9 protein-coding genes are annotated in these 15,630 nt (G+C 70.8%); all 9 read right to left on the reverse strand.

The window, feature by feature from the left end; all coding sequences use genetic code 11:
* Positions 1-202: 202 nt before the first annotated feature.
* Positions 203-3,319 (reverse strand): alpha-mannosidase, encoded by a 3,117-nt coding sequence (locus ACFUN8_RS23420; RefSeq protein WP_383640867.1) that lies wholly within the window; start codon positions 3,317-3,319, stop codon positions 203-205.
* The gene (locus ACFUN8_RS23425; RefSeq protein ID WP_383640870.1) at positions 3,312-5,363 is read right to left on the reverse strand and encodes a DUF2264 domain-containing protein; all 2,052 of its coding nucleotides are present in this window, start codon (positions 5,361-5,363) and stop codon (positions 3,312-3,314) included. The genes ACFUN8_RS23420 and ACFUN8_RS23425 overlap by 8 nt, the downstream gene beginning before the upstream one ends.
* Positions 5,360-6,991, reverse strand: a complete 1,632-nt coding sequence (locus ACFUN8_RS23430) for an ABC transporter substrate-binding protein (RefSeq protein WP_383640873.1) — start codon at positions 6,989-6,991, stop codon at positions 5,360-5,362. The genes ACFUN8_RS23425 and ACFUN8_RS23430 overlap by 4 nt, the downstream gene beginning before the upstream one ends.
* Positions 6,992-6,999: 8 nt before the next feature.
* Positions 7,000-7,941 carry a carbohydrate ABC transporter permease gene (locus ACFUN8_RS23435; RefSeq protein ID WP_383640876.1) on the reverse strand — a complete coding sequence of 314 codons (942 nt, stop codon included), beginning with the start codon at positions 7,939-7,941 and terminating at the stop codon, positions 7,000-7,002.
* On the reverse strand, positions 7,938-8,915 hold the full coding sequence (locus ACFUN8_RS23440) for an ABC transporter permease (protein WP_383640878.1): 978 nt from the start codon (positions 8,913-8,915) through the stop codon (positions 7,938-7,940). The genes ACFUN8_RS23435 and ACFUN8_RS23440 overlap by 4 nt, the downstream gene beginning before the upstream one ends.
* 141 nt (positions 8,916-9,056) lie before the next feature.
* Positions 9,057-10,073, reverse strand: coding sequence for a hydroxyacid dehydrogenase (locus ACFUN8_RS23445; protein WP_383640881.1), 1,017 nt, complete (start codon positions 10,071-10,073; stop codon positions 9,057-9,059).
* A gap of 44 nt (positions 10,074-10,117) precedes the next feature.
* Entirely contained in the window at positions 10,118-13,150 is a 3,033-nt protein-coding gene (locus ACFUN8_RS23450; protein WP_383640884.1) for an alpha-mannosidase, read from the reverse strand.
* A gap of 99 nt (positions 13,151-13,249) precedes the next feature.
* A complete protein-coding gene (locus ACFUN8_RS23455) occupies positions 13,250-14,368 on the reverse strand; it encodes a Gfo/Idh/MocA family protein (RefSeq protein ID WP_383640887.1) in 1,119 nt (372 codons plus the stop codon).
* Positions 14,353-15,027, reverse strand: coding sequence for a ThuA domain-containing protein (locus tag ACFUN8_RS23460; protein WP_383640893.1), 675 nt, complete (start codon positions 15,025-15,027; stop codon positions 14,353-14,355). Before ACFUN8_RS23460 ends, ACFUN8_RS23455 begins: the two co-directional genes overlap by 16 nt.
* Between the last annotated feature and the right edge of the window lie 603 nt (positions 15,028-15,630).

A 15,630-nucleotide genomic window follows, 5' to 3' on the forward strand; every position in this document is an offset into this window, starting at 1 on the left:
TGGTGCCGCGCCGGATCGTGCGCTTCTCGGCTCTCACAGGGTTCTTCTCAGGTCTCGCCGTGTTGGTGGTCAACGTGCCTCTCCCCGCCTCCGGCGAGCGGCGGCCGTGGTGCGCCGCCGCCCCGAAGGCAACAGATCGATGGAATGGTACGACGTGGGCGGGCGCGCGGGACGGACCCCGCCCAGCCGCCGACTCGACGGATCAGCCGACCTCCTCCGTTCCGCCGCGCGCCGCGGGCGCGGGGCGCAGACGCAGCGTGCGGATCTGGAAGGGCCGGAACCTGAGTTCCACGGACCCGTCGCCGGACGCGCGTGCCAGCTCCTGCTCCGGCTGCTCCAACAGGTCGCAGTCGAAGGCGGCGGCGAGGGGAAATCCCGCCGACAGCCGCGCCGGGACCGCTCCGCCGCACGCCTCGTAGAGACGTACGACGAGGTCGCCGCTGCGGTCGTCCGCGAGCTTGACCGACTCCACCACCACATCGGTGGTGTCGATTCCGACCAGCGACCGGGTGTCGGCCGGCGCGGGGCGCAGGGGCAGGTTAAGCGCGTACCCTCCGGCGATCGCCTCCTCGATGCCCGCCCCGGCCAGCAGCGCGTAGCTGAAGCTGTGCCGGCCGCGGTCGGCCCCCGGGTCGGGGCTGTGCGGGGAACGGAGCAGCGAGAGCCGCACCGTCGTGGTGGTCCCGCCGCCGTCCCGGGTGTCGCGGCGGACGTCGTGCCCGTAGGTGGAGTCGTTGAGCAGGGCGGCGCCCCAGTGCCGCTCGCCGACGTGCACCCAGCGGTGCGCCCACAGTTCGAAGCGTGCCGCGTCCCAGCTCGTGTTCTCGTGGGTGGGGCGCTGCACATGACCGAACTGGATCTCGGCGCTCTCCCGTTCCGCGTGCACGTCGAGCGGCCACGCCGCCTTCAGCACGGTGTCGCGCTCCTGCCAGTCGATGTCGTTGCGGACGCTCACCTGCCGGCTCTCGGCCGTGATCTCGATGTGCTGGACGAACCGGGAGGCTCCGTGGGCGCGCTCGACCCGCACCGACGCCAGCAGCGGTCCCTCGTCCACGAGAGTCACCGACTCGGCCTCGTCCAGGTCGCGCACCGTGTCGCGGTAGTACGAGTCGATGTTCCACGCCGACCACAGATTCGGGTCGTCGGGGTGGAGCTGGAGGAGATTGCCCGCCGTACCGGGAGCGATCGCCTCCCGCCGCTCCGCGTGGTCGTACACCGAGGTGAGCAGACCACGCCGGTCCACGACGACGGTCAGCACCCCGTTGTCGAGGACGAAACCACCGTCCTGGGCACGGGCGCTGACCGCGTTCCGGGGCGTGTCCACCGTGCCGCCGGAGGCGAGCGGGGCCACCTCGGCGAGGACCGCCCTACGGCCGTCCGACAGGCGCTGCCCACCGGCGACCGCGTCGTCGGCGACGACGGCGACCTCGCGGCGCGCGTACGGTCCGGCGTTGAGGAGCGCGGGACCCCCGGGCAAATGCCCGGTCGCCTCGGCGATCAGGGTCTCCAACTCGCCCTGGATCTCGGCGTACTCGCGTTCCGCCTGCCGGTGCACCCAGGCGATGGACGAGCCCGGCAGGATGTCGTGGAACTGGTTGAGCAGGACCCGCCGCCACAGCGAGTCCAGCGCCTCGTACGGATACGGCGCCCCGGTCCGGACGGCGGCGGTGGCGGCCCACAGCTCCGCCTCCCGGAGCAACGCCTCGCTCCGCCGGTTGCCGCGCTTGGTGCGGGCCTGGCTGGTGTAGGTGCCGCGATGGTTCTCCAGATACAACTCGCCCCGCCATACGGGGAGTTGATCGCGTTCGGCACGGGCAGTCGCGAAGAACGCGTCCGGCCCCTCGACGACGACCTTGGGTGAGCCTTCGAGGTCACGCAGCCGACGGGCCTTCTCCAGCATCGAACGCGTGGGCCCGCCACCGCCGTCGCCGTAGCCGAAGGGGACCAGCGAGCGGGTCGCCACGCCCTTGTCCGCGAAGTTGCTCTCGGCGTGGGCGAGTTCGGCCGCCGTGAGTGACGCGTTGTAGCTGTCGACGGGCGGGAAATGGGTGAAGATACGGGTCCCGTCGATGCCCTCCCAGTCGAAGGTGTGGTGCGGCAGCTTGTTCGTCTCGTTCCAGGAGAGCTTCTGGGTGAGGAACCACCGGGCCCCCGCCAGCTTGGCCAGTTGGGGATAGGCGGCGGTGTAGCCGAACGAGTCGGGCAGCCACACACCGTGCTGCTCGATGCCGAACTCCTCCGCGAAGAAGCGCCGCCCGTATACGAGTTGGCGGGCCAGCGCCTCACCGCCGGGGAGATTGCCGTCGGCCTCGACCCACATGCCGCCCACCGGCGCCCAGTTGCCGTCGGCCGCCGCCTTCTTCATCCGGGCGAAGATCTCCGGGCGCTGTTCCTTCATCCACGCGTACTGCTGCGCCGAGGAACAGGCGAAGACCAGCTCGGGGTACTCCTCCGCCAGCGTGGTCATGTTGGTGAACGTACGCGCGCACTTGCGGACGGTCTCCCGGACCGGCCACAGCCACGCCGAGTCGATATGGGCGTGGCCGACCGCCGAGAGAGTGTGCGCCGAGGCGTGCGCGGGCCGGGACAGTACGTCGGCGAGCCGGCGCCGGGCCTCGGCCGCGGTGTTCGCCACATCGCCCGCGACGATCGCGTCGGCGGCCCGGCGCAGGGCGTGGAGGATCTCGTGGCGCCGGGAGGAGCCGACAGGCAGCTCGTGCATCAGCTCGTCGAGCACCTCGATGTCGTGGATGAGATGCCATACGTCGTCCTCGCGTACCGCGATCTCGGCCTGTTCGAGCCGGTAGATGTGCTCCGTGCCCGCGGTTTCGAGCGAACCGTGGTGGATGTGCAGGCCGGCGCTGGCGACGATGGGCGGGTTGGCGGCCAGCTCGATCAGCAGGTCGACCCGGTCGCCGCCGGTGGCTGAGTCGGCGAGGAGCACCGTACGGCTGTACGGATGCAGGCCCTGGAGCGGCGCGCCCCGGTCGTCGTGGACGAGGCCCTCCGCCTGGCCGCCGGGGCCCTTCGTCAGATCGAAACCGAGGTCGAACACGGCCTCGACCCGGCGCCCCGACCACTCCTCGGGAATGTCCGCGCCCGCCCGCATCCACGTTGTCGCCCAGGGGCCGCCCCAGGTGGTGCCGAGGGTGAAGGGCTCGTACTCGGCGCCCAGGGCGTCGGCCACGGGGACGGGTTCGCCGTCCACGTGCCAGGCGCTCAGGGTGAGGGGGCGTACGGCGCTGTAGAGGGCCGGGCGGATCACCCGGTCGAGGAGCTTGCGGATCCGCGTCTCGATGATCCGGCGGTCGTCATGCACGGTGCTGGTCCTTCCGAAGGCCGTACGCGGCGGGGGACTCGGGGTCGGGAGCGGGGAGCCGTACGGTGTCCCGCGCGCCGTCCGGCCAGGCCACGTCCACGAGCAGGGCGGTGCCCTCGGCGCGGGTGGTGACCTCGGGCAGGGCGGTGGGATCGGCGCCGCCGAGGTGGACGAGGGCGATGTGGACGGTGCCGTGGGCGACGGGTCCCCCGGTCGCCACGACGGGGGTGGCGGACGCGGCGCCCAGGGCGTTGCTGTCGGTGCCGGTCACGACGGAGGCGTTCGGGAGACCCTGTGCGCCGACGACGACGGAGACCAGTCCGCCGTCGCCCTCGACCCGTGCGGTCGCACCGTCGACCGGGCCGGGCGGGGGCACGGCACCCGGACCGACCGCGAGCGCCCAGCCGCCGATACGCAGCACATGCCCGGCCCCGGGATCGCCGTCGACGCGTACGGCCCGGACCTCGACCGACCCGCGCAGCGCGGAACCGACGGTGAGCCAAGGGCCCGGCGTGTAGCGGGTGTCGGGGCCGCCGAACGGATCCCATGTCGTGTCCTCGGGCCAGTGCGCGCGAGAACGCGAGACGGCCGTGGCGCCGTCCACGGAGATCCTGGTCGCCGGGCGCCGGTGGGAGGCGCGCCCCGCCGCGTCCAGCAGGACGACCGCGTTGTCGAGCGGATCGGCGACCACGCGGGCGCCGGGTCCCGCGGTGGGGTCGCCGGGGGTCTCGGGCGCGGTGTGCGTCGAGTAGGCGAACCGCGCGTAGCAGGGGTCGTCCGCGTGCGGGCGGGCCGGATCGGCGTGGTCCCCGCCATGGTTGACGACGCGCACGACACCGTCGGACGCGGTGCCGGAGACGAGCCAGCCGGGCGCGGCCAACGTACGTGTGAAGTCGCCCTGTTCCACGGCGAGCGGCGTCGACTCCGCGGTCCAGACGGGGTGGTGCGCCGGCAGCGCGAGACCGATGAAGCCCTTGCTCGCCCAGTACGGCGACGCGGGCCCCGAGTAGACCTGGAGGACTCCGCGGAAGGGCCGGTGCCAGCCGAGCGTGAGCAGGTCCTGGTCGTCGGTGGCGCCGTGGTCGGTGAAGTGGTCGAGCATCCGACCGGCGACCGCGCGCGTCTCGCCCGGCGCCAGCGGTGTGGCGTCGAACAGCGCGCCGGCCCACACGGACGCGAGCGCAGCGTGCCGGTAGGTGAGCGAGCGGCCCTGGATCAGCGGCGAACCGTTGGCCCCGACCAGGAGTCGCTGGTCCGCCAGGAAGCGGCGCAGCCGGGCCCGGTAGCGGTCGAGCAGTCCGGCGGGGGCCGTGTCACCGAGGATGCGGCAGAACCACAACGGGTACAGATGCATGGCCCAGCCGTTGTAGTGGTCGAAGTTGCGGCGTTCGCCGCCGCTGAGCCCGTCGGAGTACCAGCCGTCGCCCGCGTACCAGCCGTCGGTCAGCGCGATGACGCGGTCGAGGTCCTGCTGCTGCCACTGTCCGCCGGCGGTGCGGGCGAACGCCTCGGTGACCCCTTGGAACCAGACCCAGTTGTTGCCCGGCATCGGGTCGCCGACCATCGGGGCGAGCCAGTCGAGGATCTGGCTCCTGACCCGGTCGTCGAGGCGGTCCCAGATCCAGGGCCGCGTCTCGTGCAGCGCGAGCGCGACGGAGGCGGCTTCGACCTTGGCCTGGTTGCACTCGGCGAAGGTGGGCCAGCGCTCGGGGCTCGAAGGATCGGTGCCGGCGGCCAGGCCCCGCGCGTACCAGCCCGCGAGATCGTGCCGGTCGGCTCCGTCCGCTCCCGCCAGCCGGAAGCCGGCCAGCAGGAAGGTGCGGGCGAAGCCTTCGAGCCCGTCGCTGAGTGCGCCGTTGTGGCTCGGGGTGCCGGGCAGCTGGATCAGGGAGTGCTCGGCGGTGCCGTACGGCCGTACGGCGAGCAGCAGCCGGTCGGCGGTCCGCTCCCAGTGGGCGCGGTCCTCGGCGGGCGATCGATTCACGAGCTGCGGGTTCATGGGCTGCGGGTTCACGCGGTGCGGGTTCATGCGGTGGGCGTTCATGAGGCGCGGGTCTCCCATGCCTGCTCGAATTCGGCGCGAATCTTGTCGCCGGCCTCCTTGCGCCAGTGCTTGATGACGTCGTCCCACTCACTGAGCGGGACCCGGCCCTGCATGACGCCCTTGCGGGTGTCGTCGATGGTCGTCTGGAGGAGTTTGGACATCTTGGAGTCGGTCGGCGAGTACAGGGGCTCGGCGTCGTTCGGGATCAGCCGCTGGACGGCTTCCTTCTGGAAGGCGTACTGGTCCGGCACGATCTCCGGCTTCGTCGGGTAGTACAGGGCTCCCGGCGCGTCGGTGGCGAAGATGGTGGGGAGATAGACCTCGGACTGGCCCTGTGCGGTGAGGACCGGGTCGCTTCCCTTCAGGGTGTGGCCGGGACCCTGGACGCCGTATTTGCGCAGCAGGTATCCGTCGGTCCCGAAGGGGGAGGCGAGGGCGTTCATGGCGCGCAGGATCTGTTTGATCCGGGCCTTGGGGGCCTTCTTGATGATGAGCGTGGCGAAGTTGGCCGAGCCCTGCCACTGCCCGCCGTCGCCGCCGTCCCAGCCAGGCGCCATCATGTAGCCGATCTCGAAGCCCTTGGTGCCCGCGCCGTACAGGGTGTAGTAGTCGTTCCACGCGACCGGCGCGTCGGGGTTCATGACGGTGCGGCCGGTGCCGAACCACTCCTTGTGCTTGCCGAGGACGCTGTAGGCGTCCGGGTGCATGAGGCCGCCCTTGGTGAGCCGGCGGACCGCGTCCATGGCCTGCTTGGCCTCCTCGGTCTCGTACATCCAGATGAACTTGCCCCCTTTCTGCTGCCACTTGTTGGGGGCCTTCAGCATCTGCATCACGAAGTTCCACGCGGTGACGGGGTCGCTCATCGCGTACCGGTTGCTCTTCGGGTCCGTCACGTCCTTGCACAGCTGGGCGAACTCGCGCCAGCTCTTCGGATGCGGGTCGACACCCAGCTTGTCGGTCAGATCGAGCCGGATGTACGTCGGGGGGCCGCCGGACAGCGGGCGGGGCATCGGGAGCGCGTAGATCCCGCCGTTGCGCACGCACGGGGCCCAGGAGGCGGTGGGGATGTTGGCGAGATACGGGTAGTCCCGGATGTTGTCGCCGGCCAGATGCTCGGAGAGGTCCTCGAAGAGGGCGTCCAGCATGTCCGGTGTGGCGGCGGAGTTCTGGTCCGGGGGCAGCATCAGCATCGCGTCGGGCAGGTCGCCCCCGGCGATGGTCACGGCGAACTTGTTCGGATAGTCCTGGACAGGCGTGATCTGGAAGTTGATGTCGCAGCCGAGGCTCTTGTTGAGGGCCTGCCACATGACGTTGTCGTCCACCGGCGGGGGCACCGGGTTGAAGATCAGCGTCATGATGTCGATGGCGTCGCCCTTGGCGGGCGGTCCGTCCGGGAATGCCTTGACGGGGTCGGCGGGGTAGTGCAGATATCCCGCGGCGACGCCGTCCGCGGTGGCGGGCATCGACGTCGGCGCGCCCTTGTACGGGATGTACGTGGGCAGTTGGGCCTTCGCGTTGGCGTCCCGGGCCGTGGCGGGCTTGTAGTCGCCGCAGCCGGCCAGGGTCAGCCCGGCCGCGACACCGGCGGCGGAGGCGAGGAAACCGCGGCGGTTCATTCCTGTGTTCATGACTGTTCTCATCCCTTCACCGCTCCGACCATGACGCCCTTGTTCATATGCCGCTGCAGGAAGGGGTAGACGATCACGATGGGCACGATCGACAGCACCAGGATCGCGGCCTGCAGCGACTGGGCCGGTGGGATCGGCGCACCGGCCGCGACGTCGATCTGGCCGCCGCTGAGTGCCGCGTTGTTGACGACGTAGGACCGCAGCACGAGCTGCATGGGCCACTTGGCAGCGTCGTTGATGTACAGCAGGGCGTTGAAGAACGCGTTCCAGTACGTCACCGCGTAGAAGAGCCCGATGACGGCGACGGACGCCTTGGAGAGGGGGAGCACGATCTTCGTGAGGATCTTCAGTTCCGACGCGCCGTCGATACGGGCCGCGTCGATGAGTTCCTTGGGCAGATTCATGAAGAAGGAGCGCAGCACGATCACGTTGAACGCGTTGATCATGGTCGGCAGGATCAGCGACCAGTAGCTGTTGATCATGCCGAGCTGCTTGACCATCAGATAGCTGGGGATGATGCCCGGCGCGAACAGCATGGACATCAGCAGCAGCATGAGCACGGGCTTGTGCCCGAACGAGCCGGGCCGGCTCAGTCCGTACGCCAGCATGATGGAGCCGACGAGGCTGAGGGCGGTGCCGACGACGGTGACGCCGATGCTGACGAACATGGCCTTGGAGACCAGGCCGCCCGAGAGCAGGGCCCGGTAGGACGAGAACGTGATGTCGTCGGGCCACAGCACATAGCCGCCGGCCTTGTTGACCTGCTCGGCGTCGGCCAGCGACGTCGCGATGATCGCGACGAAGGGCAGGACGACCGCGATCACGCACACCAGCAGAATCAGCGACTTGAGGGTGCGCCACGGCAGGGACCCGGGCGTCTCCCCGGGGATCGCGCTGTAGGTCTTGTGCGGCCTGCGGCGCACGGGGTGCACGGGAGACAACGTTGTCATGAGCGGTACACGCCTTCCTCGCCGAACAGATGGGCGATCTTGTTGGCGCCCAGGACCAGGGCGACCCCGACGATGCCCTTGACGAGCCCGACGGCGGCGCTCACGCCCCAGTCCCCGCCGATCAGACCGTGGTTGAAGACATAGGTGTCCATGACTTCGCTGTTCTCCAGACCGACACCTTGCTGCTGCAGCAGGATCTGCTCGAAGCCGACGGACAGGGCGTCGCCGAGGCGCAGGATGAGCAGCAGGATCACCAGGCCGCGCAGGGCGGGCAGGGTGACGTGCCAGGTCTGCCGCCAGCGGCTGGCGCCGTCCATGGCGGCGGCCTCGTAGAGGTTGTGGTCGACACGGGACAGCGCGGCCAGGAAGAGGATCGTGCCCCAGCCGGTGTCCTTCCAGATGACCTGGGAGGTCAGCAGGGCCTTGAACGTCTCGGGGTTGCCGATGATGTTCCAACTGCCCATGTCGTGGGCGCTCAGGAACAGATTGAGCATGCCGTCGTTGCCCAGCATCTGCTGGAAGAGGGAGACGACGACCACCCAGGACAGGAAGTGCGGCAGGTACAGGACGTTCTGCACCCACTTCTTGACGCGCTCGCTGACCAGGCTGTTCAGCGCGAGGGCCAGGAGGATCGGCGCGGGGAACACGAACACGACCTGGATCAGCGTCAGTTGGAGGGTGTTGACCAGCGCGTGCAGGAACTGCTGGTCGCCGTTGAAGAGGACGTCGAAGTTGTCGAGTCCGCTCCACGGGCTGTGCAGGATACCGATGTAGGGCTGGTAGTCCTGGAAGGCGATGACGTTGCCGAGCAGCGGGATGTAGTGGAAGAGGAGCATCACCACGATGCCCGGTATCAGGAACCAGAACAGGGCCAGGTCCCGGCGGCGGTGCGGGCGCGGCCGCCGCAGCCGGCCCTTGTCCGCCGGCCCGGCCTTCTCGGCGGGGCGGGCGGCGGGTTGGTCGAGCGTTGTCATGATGTGGAGCCCTTTCACCGGAAGGCGGGCGTCTTCGGCCACTCCCGGGGTTGGCAGGTCATGCGGAGGTTCGATCGGCGGTCCGGCCTCCTTCTCTCTTCCGGTGTCCGTGCTGTGCTTGCGCTGTGCTCGCCCCGCCCGTCAGGCCAGTCGGGGGAGTGCCTCGCGGGTGACCTCGCCGAGCAGCGGCTCACCGGCCACCCACCGGGCGACCTCGGCGACCGCGTACCGCCCGAGCCGTCGTACCTCGCTGCCCTGTGTGCCGGCTATGTGCGGGGTGACCAGCACATTCGGCAGGGACAGCAGGGGGTGGCCGGGCGGCAGGGGTTCGGGGGCCGTCACATCGAGGTACGCCTCCAGCCGGCCGGAGGCGCATTCGGCCGTCAGCGCGTCCGTGTCGACGATGGCCCCCCGAGCGGTGTTGATGAGCGCGCCCCGGTCGGGGACGAGCGCGAGCATCGCGGCGTCGAGCAGGCCCTTGGTCTGGGGCAGGAGCGGGGCGTGGACGCTGACCACCGCCGACCGCGCGCAGAGATCGGCGAGTTCGACCCGCTCGGCGCCGAGTCGGCGCGCCTCCTCGTCCGTGACGTACGGATCGCTCAGCAGCACCCGGAAACCCGCGTCGGACCTGCGCAGTTCGGCGATGACCCGGCGGCCGACACGTGAGGCGCCGACGATCCCGACCGTGAGCCCGTCGGCGCCCGAGCGGTCGGCGAAGTCCGGCCAGCCGTCGGCGTAACCGGCCGCCGTCGTCAGCGTGCGGCGCGCGGCGAGCGTGATGAGGGCGACGGTGTACGAGGCGACGGGACCCGCGTTGGCGTCGGCCGCGGACGACACGACGATCCCGCGTTCCCAGACCGCCTCGCTGACGATCGGCTTGACGGTGCCGGCGGCGTGGATCACGGCCCGCAGATGGGGCGCTCTCGCCAGGACGTCGGCCGTCAGACGGGGGCAGCCCCAGCCGCTGACCAGGATCTCCGCGTCGGCGAGCGCGGCGCCCAGACCCGCCCCGAGGTCGGCCCCGGAAGGGTCGGGGGCGAGCCGCACCAGTGCGGAGAGCCGGGCGCGCTGGTCCTCGGCCAGCACGAGTTCGGCGGTACCGGGGCTCATCACACACACCGCCCTGGGACGGTCGGGGGGTTCGGTTCCGGCTGTCATACGAGGGTCCTCCTCCAAGTGGGCACGGGTCGGCCGACGGGTCCTCAGGCGCGCGGCACGCGCAGGGTCACCAACTGGAAGGGGCGCAGGGCGAGTACGACACCGCCGTCGGCGGCCGTCAGCGGCTCGGCGTCCGGCAGTGGGCGTTCGAGAAGATCCGTCGGGACGGCTCGGCCGGTGGCGAAGCCGTCGGCACGGACGGTGGCGCGGGCCCGGCCCCCGTGTGCCTCGTAGAGGCGTATAACCAGGTCGCCGCTGCGGTCGTCGGCCAGCTTCACGGCACTGACCACGACGGCGTCGTTGTCGACGGTCACCAGGGGCGCGACCGCCGCGGCGGATCCGGTGACCCGGCGCTCGGGCAGATTGGCCCGGTGGCCCTCACGGACGGCGTCGCCGATGGTCGCACCCGGCGCGAGCGCGTGCCGGAACCGGTGCGTGCCCTGGTCGGTCTCCGGATCCGGGTAGCGGGGGGCGCGCAGCAGCGACGCGCGCACGGTGGTCGTCGTGCCCGCGTCGGCGCCGGTCCGTACCGTACGGGTCACGTCGTGGCCGTAGGTCGCGTCGTTGACGACCGCGACACCCCAGCCCGGCTCGTCGACGTGCACGAAACGGTGGTTGCACGCCTCGAACTTGGCCCACTCCCAGCTCGTGTTCTGGTGGGTGGGCCGGTACACATGGCCGAACTGTGTCTCGGAGGCGTACCGATCGGCCTTCACGTCCAGCGGGAAGGCCAGCTTCAGGAAGCGTTCGGTCTCGTGCCAGTCCACCTCGGTGTCGATGTCGAGCCGCTTGACGTCCGCCGGAACCGACAGGAGCTGTGTGACACGGGACGCCCCGAAGACCCGCTCGACACGCACCGAGGTGCCCTCGACGCCCAGCCCGGCCACCTCGGTGAGGTCGCTGCCGACGTTCCGGTAGAAGGCGTCGACGTCCCACGCGTCCCACTGGTTCGGGAAGTCGGGATGGAGCTGGAGAAGGTTGGCCGCCCGGCCGGGCGCGACCGCCTCCCGGTCCGCGACACGGTCGTACGCGGAGACCACGAGACCGCGCGCGTCGATCTCGACCCGCAGCAGGCCGTTGTCGAGGACGTACCCGCCTCCTTCGCGCGGGACGGGCGGCACCGTGCAGCCCTGCGCGGTCCGGGCCGACGCACCTCCGGCCGGGACCGAACTCCGGCCGTGCGGAGCCGAGTTGAACACCAGCTCGGTGCCGCCCGACGCGTCACCGGCGAGCGCGCGCTGCGCACCCGCGATGATTTCCTCCAGCTCTCCGGCGAGCCGCGCGTAGGTCTCGCGTGCCTCGCGGTGCACCCAGGCGATCGACGAGCCGGGCAGGATGTCGTGGAACTGGTGGAGGAGGACCGTCTTCCAGATCCGGTCCAACTCCTCGTACGGATACGGCATGCCGGTGCGCGCCGCCGCCGTGGCGGCCCACAGCTCGGCCTCGGTGAGAAGGGACTCGCTGCGCCGGTTGCCGCGCTTGGTCCCCGCCTGGCTGGTGAGCGTGGCGCGGTGCAGTTCCAGATACAACTCCCCGACCCACACGGGCGGTTCGGGGTACTCGGCCTCGGCCTTGGCGAAGAAGTCGGAAGGCGCCTCCCACTCGACCCGCGCCGCGCCCTCCAGACTGCGCATCCGGGCCGCCTTGGCGACCATCTCGCGCGTGGTCCCGCCTCCGCCGTCCCCGTAACCGGTCGGCGCGAGGGAGCGGGTGGCGACACCCTTCTCCTTGAAGTTGCGTGCCGCGTGGGCGATCTGACGTCCCGTCATCTCGCAGTTGTACGAGTCGACGGGCGGGAAATGGGTGAAGATCCGGGTGCCGTCGATGCCCTCCCAGGAGAACGTGTGGTGCGGGAAGGTGTTGGTCCGGCTCCACGAGATCTTCTGGGTGAGCAGTCGGGTGGCGCCGGCGGCCTTGATGATCTGCGGCAGACCGGCCGCGAAACCGAAGGTGTCCGGCAGCCACGCCTCGTCGTTCTCGATGCCGAACTCGTCCAGGAAGAAGCGTTTGCCGTGGACGAACTGGCGGGCCATCGCCTCGGACCCCGGCATGTTGGTGTCGGACTCCACCCACATCCCGCCGGCGGGTACGAACCTGCCGTCCGCGACGGCCTTCTTGACCCGGGCGTACACCTCGGGCCGGTGCTCCTTGATCCAGGCGTACTGCTGGGCCTGCGACATGGTGAAGACGAAGTCCGGCTCCTCGTCGAGGAGCGCCGTCATGTTCGACGCCGTACGGGCCACCTTGCGGACCGTCTCGCGCAGCGGCCACAGCCAGGCGGAGTCGATGTGGGCGTGCCCGACGGCGCTGATGCGGTGCGCCGCGGGGGCGGCGGGCGCGGCGAGCACATCGGCCAGTTCGTCACGCGCAGCCTGCGCCGTGCCGTTCACGTCCCGCAGGTCGACGGCGTCCAGGGCGCGGCCGACCGCGCGCAGGATCTCCCAGCGGCGTGCCCCGTCGACGGGCAGCTCCGCCATCAGCTCGCCGAGGACCTCCAGGTCCATGACCAGGTTCCACACCGTCTCGTCGAAGACGGCCAGCCGCATCTCGCCGAGCACGTACTGGGGCGCCTCGCCCGCCGTCTCCCTGTCGCCCATCGGCGTCGGCTGGAACGGCACCCCGCTCGCGTCGAGATCGGGGTTGGAGGCCGCCTCGATACGCCAGTGGACCTGCTCCCCGCCGGTCACCGGTGAGCCGACGCGGACGTACGCGTTACGCGGGTGGAGCCCCTTGACCGGGGTTCCGTCGGGCCCGTACACGAGGCCCTCGCACTGGAACCCCGGGGTCCGCGGGGTGAATCCGAGGTCGAGTACGGCCTCGACGGTACGGCCCGCCCACTCGGCGGGGACGGTGCCGGTGACCTTGAACCAACTGGTGCCCCACGGCAGGCCCCACGGTGTGCCGGGGGCGATGGGCGTGGTCGGGGCCGCCAGCCCCTCGGGGACGGGGACGGGTTCGCCGGCGGTGGACCATATCTCCACGGCCAGGGGTGTCGTGACGGGGTGGAGTGCCGGCCGGATGCGTTCCCTGAGGACGCGCTCCAGGCGTGCTTCGACCAGCTTCCGGTCGTCATGCATGAAGGGGGTCTCCTGTTGCTGCGAGCGGGGGCGGGCAGTCGAGAGTGGCGCGGTCGGGCGTGGCGCAATCGACAGTGGCGCGGTCGGGCGTCGAACCGATCAGGGATCGGGCGTCGTCACCGGGGCGGGGCGCTCACAGGTGCTGGCCACCGGGAGCGCGCGGCCCTGGTCCGCCGCGTCCATGAGGGTGAGCATGCTGTCCAGGACGTGCGCGGCGAGTTCCGCCGACGCGCGGTGCGGACGTCCGTCCGACAGCGCGTCGGCCAGATCGGCGAGGCCGATGCCTCGTCCGGCGCCCGGGTAGCCGGCGGACGGGGACAGGGTCTCCCAGCCGTCGCCGCGGTGGATTTCCACGGCACCCTCGAAGTTGTTCGGGTCGGGCACGGACAGCGAGGCGTCGGTGCCGTGCACCTCGATGCGCGGCAGCCGCGCGGCGCGGACGTCGAAGCTCATGACCAGGGTGGACAGGGCGCCGCCGGCGTGTTCCAGGACGCCGGTGATGTGCGTGTCCACCTCCACCGGGAAGGTGTGCCCCGCCCGGGGACCGCTGCCGATGGTGCGCCGGGCGCGCGGCCGGGAGGACGCTCCCGTCACCCGGACCACCGGGCCGAGGAGATGCACCAGGGCCGACAGGTAGTACGGCCCCATGTCGAGCAGCGGGCCACCGCCCGGCCGGTAGTAGAACTCCGGGTCCGGGTGCCATTTCTCGTGGCCGGCGCCGGTCATGAACGCGGTGGCCGCCACGGGCGTACCGATCAGGCCGTCGTCCACCGCCCTGCGCGCGGTCTGGGTTCCGGTGCCGAGGACGGTGTCGGGCGCGCAGCCGACCCGCAGTCCCGCCTCGCGCGCCGCCGCCAGCACGGCGTCGGCCCCCGCGCGGTCGGCCGCGAGGGGCTTCTCGCCGTACACGTGCTTGCCCGCGCGCAGCGCCGTCAGCGCGACATCCGCGTGCGCGGCCGGAATCGTGAGGTTGAGAACGGCGTCGACGTCGTCCCTGGCCACCAGGGCGGCCACGGACGGCAGCACGGCCATGTCCGCCGCGCCCTGCTCCCTCGCCTGTTCGGCGACGGCCCGCGCGCGGTCCCCGTCGAGGTCGGTGACGGCGGTCAGCCGTACGGACGTCAGGTTCCGCAGCGTCGAGAGGTAGGCGCCGCTGATCTTTCCCGCGCCCACGACGCCGATGTTCAACGGCTTCAGCGGCTTCAGCGGCTCGCCCACAGCAGTCCCCTCTCGGTCAGCGTGCGGACTTCCCGTACGTCGAAGTCGTCGGGCTTGTGGCCGACGGTCGAGACGAAGACCCGCCCCGCTCCGGAGGTCCTGGTCCACACGGCGGGCATCACCGCGGGCCGGTCGTGCAGTTCGTCCGGCGGGAAGGTCGTGGTGGCGAGGACGTCGACGTGCGGGTCGGTGAGCACCCAGTACTGCTCGGTGTGTACGTCGAAGTCGTCGAGCCCCGCGATGACGGGGTGGTCGGCGCGCTCGGGCAGCGGCCGCACGGTGTGGTCGTGGAAGCCTGGCGGGTGCATGACGAACTTGCCGCCGGTCAGCAGGTGGTAGCCGTGATCGTGGAAGGAGTCGATGATGCCGCCGTGCCAGCCGGCGAGTCCGGTGCCCGCCCGCACCGCGGCGGCGAGATTGGTGCTCTGCTCCCGGGTGATGGTCCCCATGGTCCAGCACTGGACGATCAGGTCGGTGGCGGCCAGACGCTCCGCGTCGTCGTACACCGCGAGGTCCTCGGTGGTCTCGACGGTGAATCCCTGTTCCCTGAGGAACGGGACGAACAGGTCGCTGATCGTCACGGGCTGATGCCCGTCCCATCCGCCGCGGACGACGAGTGCTTGCCGGTTGTCGCTGGTCAAGGTGATGCGCGCTCCCATCGGCACCGCACGGCAGAGTGCGGCGGTCGAAGTCGGGGTCGAGATCGGGGCCGGGGTCGGGGTCGAGATCGGGATTCGGACGAGGTCGCCCGGCAGGCCGGGCGTAGCAGCCGCCTCCGCTCGGACCGAGTTGAACCGGCTGCCATGTGAACGTATGAACCGGCGCCGAAGTTTGTCAATATGTTGGACGAACTCGGGAGAGAAGAAGTGCGGTGGTCCGCGCTTCACCACAGGGCGGGGCGGTCGGCGATCCTCGCGAATCCCGCCATGCCATCCATGACAAGACATGTCACCAGGCCGCCCGGAGAGTGCACGGAAGACTGATCGGTCCTGGTCCAACGGCCGTGCCACGGAATCTCGTTGGGAGCCACCGCCCCGCGGCCCAGCTCGAAGCCCCGCCCCGAAGTCCGGACGGGCGCCTCAAGATCCGCTCACACCGCCGGTGTTCAGACTGTCAAACGTATTGACTAACCCAACTCGATGGATCTACTGACGTCATGACCACGCGTTCCTGTCACCCGAGGGGGTGTCCGGGGCGGAACGCACCGCGTCCCCCGGGAGCGATGGCTCCCGGGGGACGCGGCGTGCCGATGAGTTACCAGG

The sequence above is a fragment of the Streptomyces sp. NPDC057307 genome (assembly GCF_042667665.1).
Classification (GTDB): Bacteria; Actinomycetota; Actinomycetes; order Streptomycetales; family Streptomycetaceae; genus Streptomyces.

What these genes read in the sequence shown, in the direction of transcription:
- ACFUN8_RS23425 (WP_383640870.1), bottom strand. Translation starts at nt 5,363, where the DNA reads ATGAACGCCCACCGCATGAACCCGCACCGCGTGAACCCGCAGCCCATG.
- ACFUN8_RS23430 (WP_383640873.1), bottom strand. Translation starts at nt 6,991, where the DNA reads ATGAACACAGGAATGAACCGCCGCGGTTTCCTCGCCTCCGCCGCCGGT.
- ACFUN8_RS23435 (WP_383640876.1), bottom strand. Translation starts at nt 7,941, where the DNA reads ATGACAACGTTGTCTCCCGTGCACCCCGTGCGCCGCAGGCCGCACAAG.
- ACFUN8_RS23440 (WP_383640878.1), bottom strand. Translation starts at nt 8,915, where the DNA reads ATGACAACGCTCGACCAACCCGCCGCCCGCCCCGCCGAGAAGGCCGGG.
- ACFUN8_RS23445 (WP_383640881.1), bottom strand. Translation starts at nt 10,073, where the DNA reads ATGACAGCCGGAACCGAACCCCCCGACCGTCCCAGGGCGGTGTGTGTG.
- ACFUN8_RS23450 (WP_383640884.1), bottom strand. Translation starts at nt 13,150, where the DNA reads ATGCATGACGACCGGAAGCTGGTCGAAGCACGCCTGGAGCGCGTCCTC.
- ACFUN8_RS23460 (WP_383640893.1), bottom strand. Translation starts at nt 15,027, where the DNA reads ATGGGAGCGCGCATCACCTTGACCAGCGACAACCGGCAAGCACTCGTC.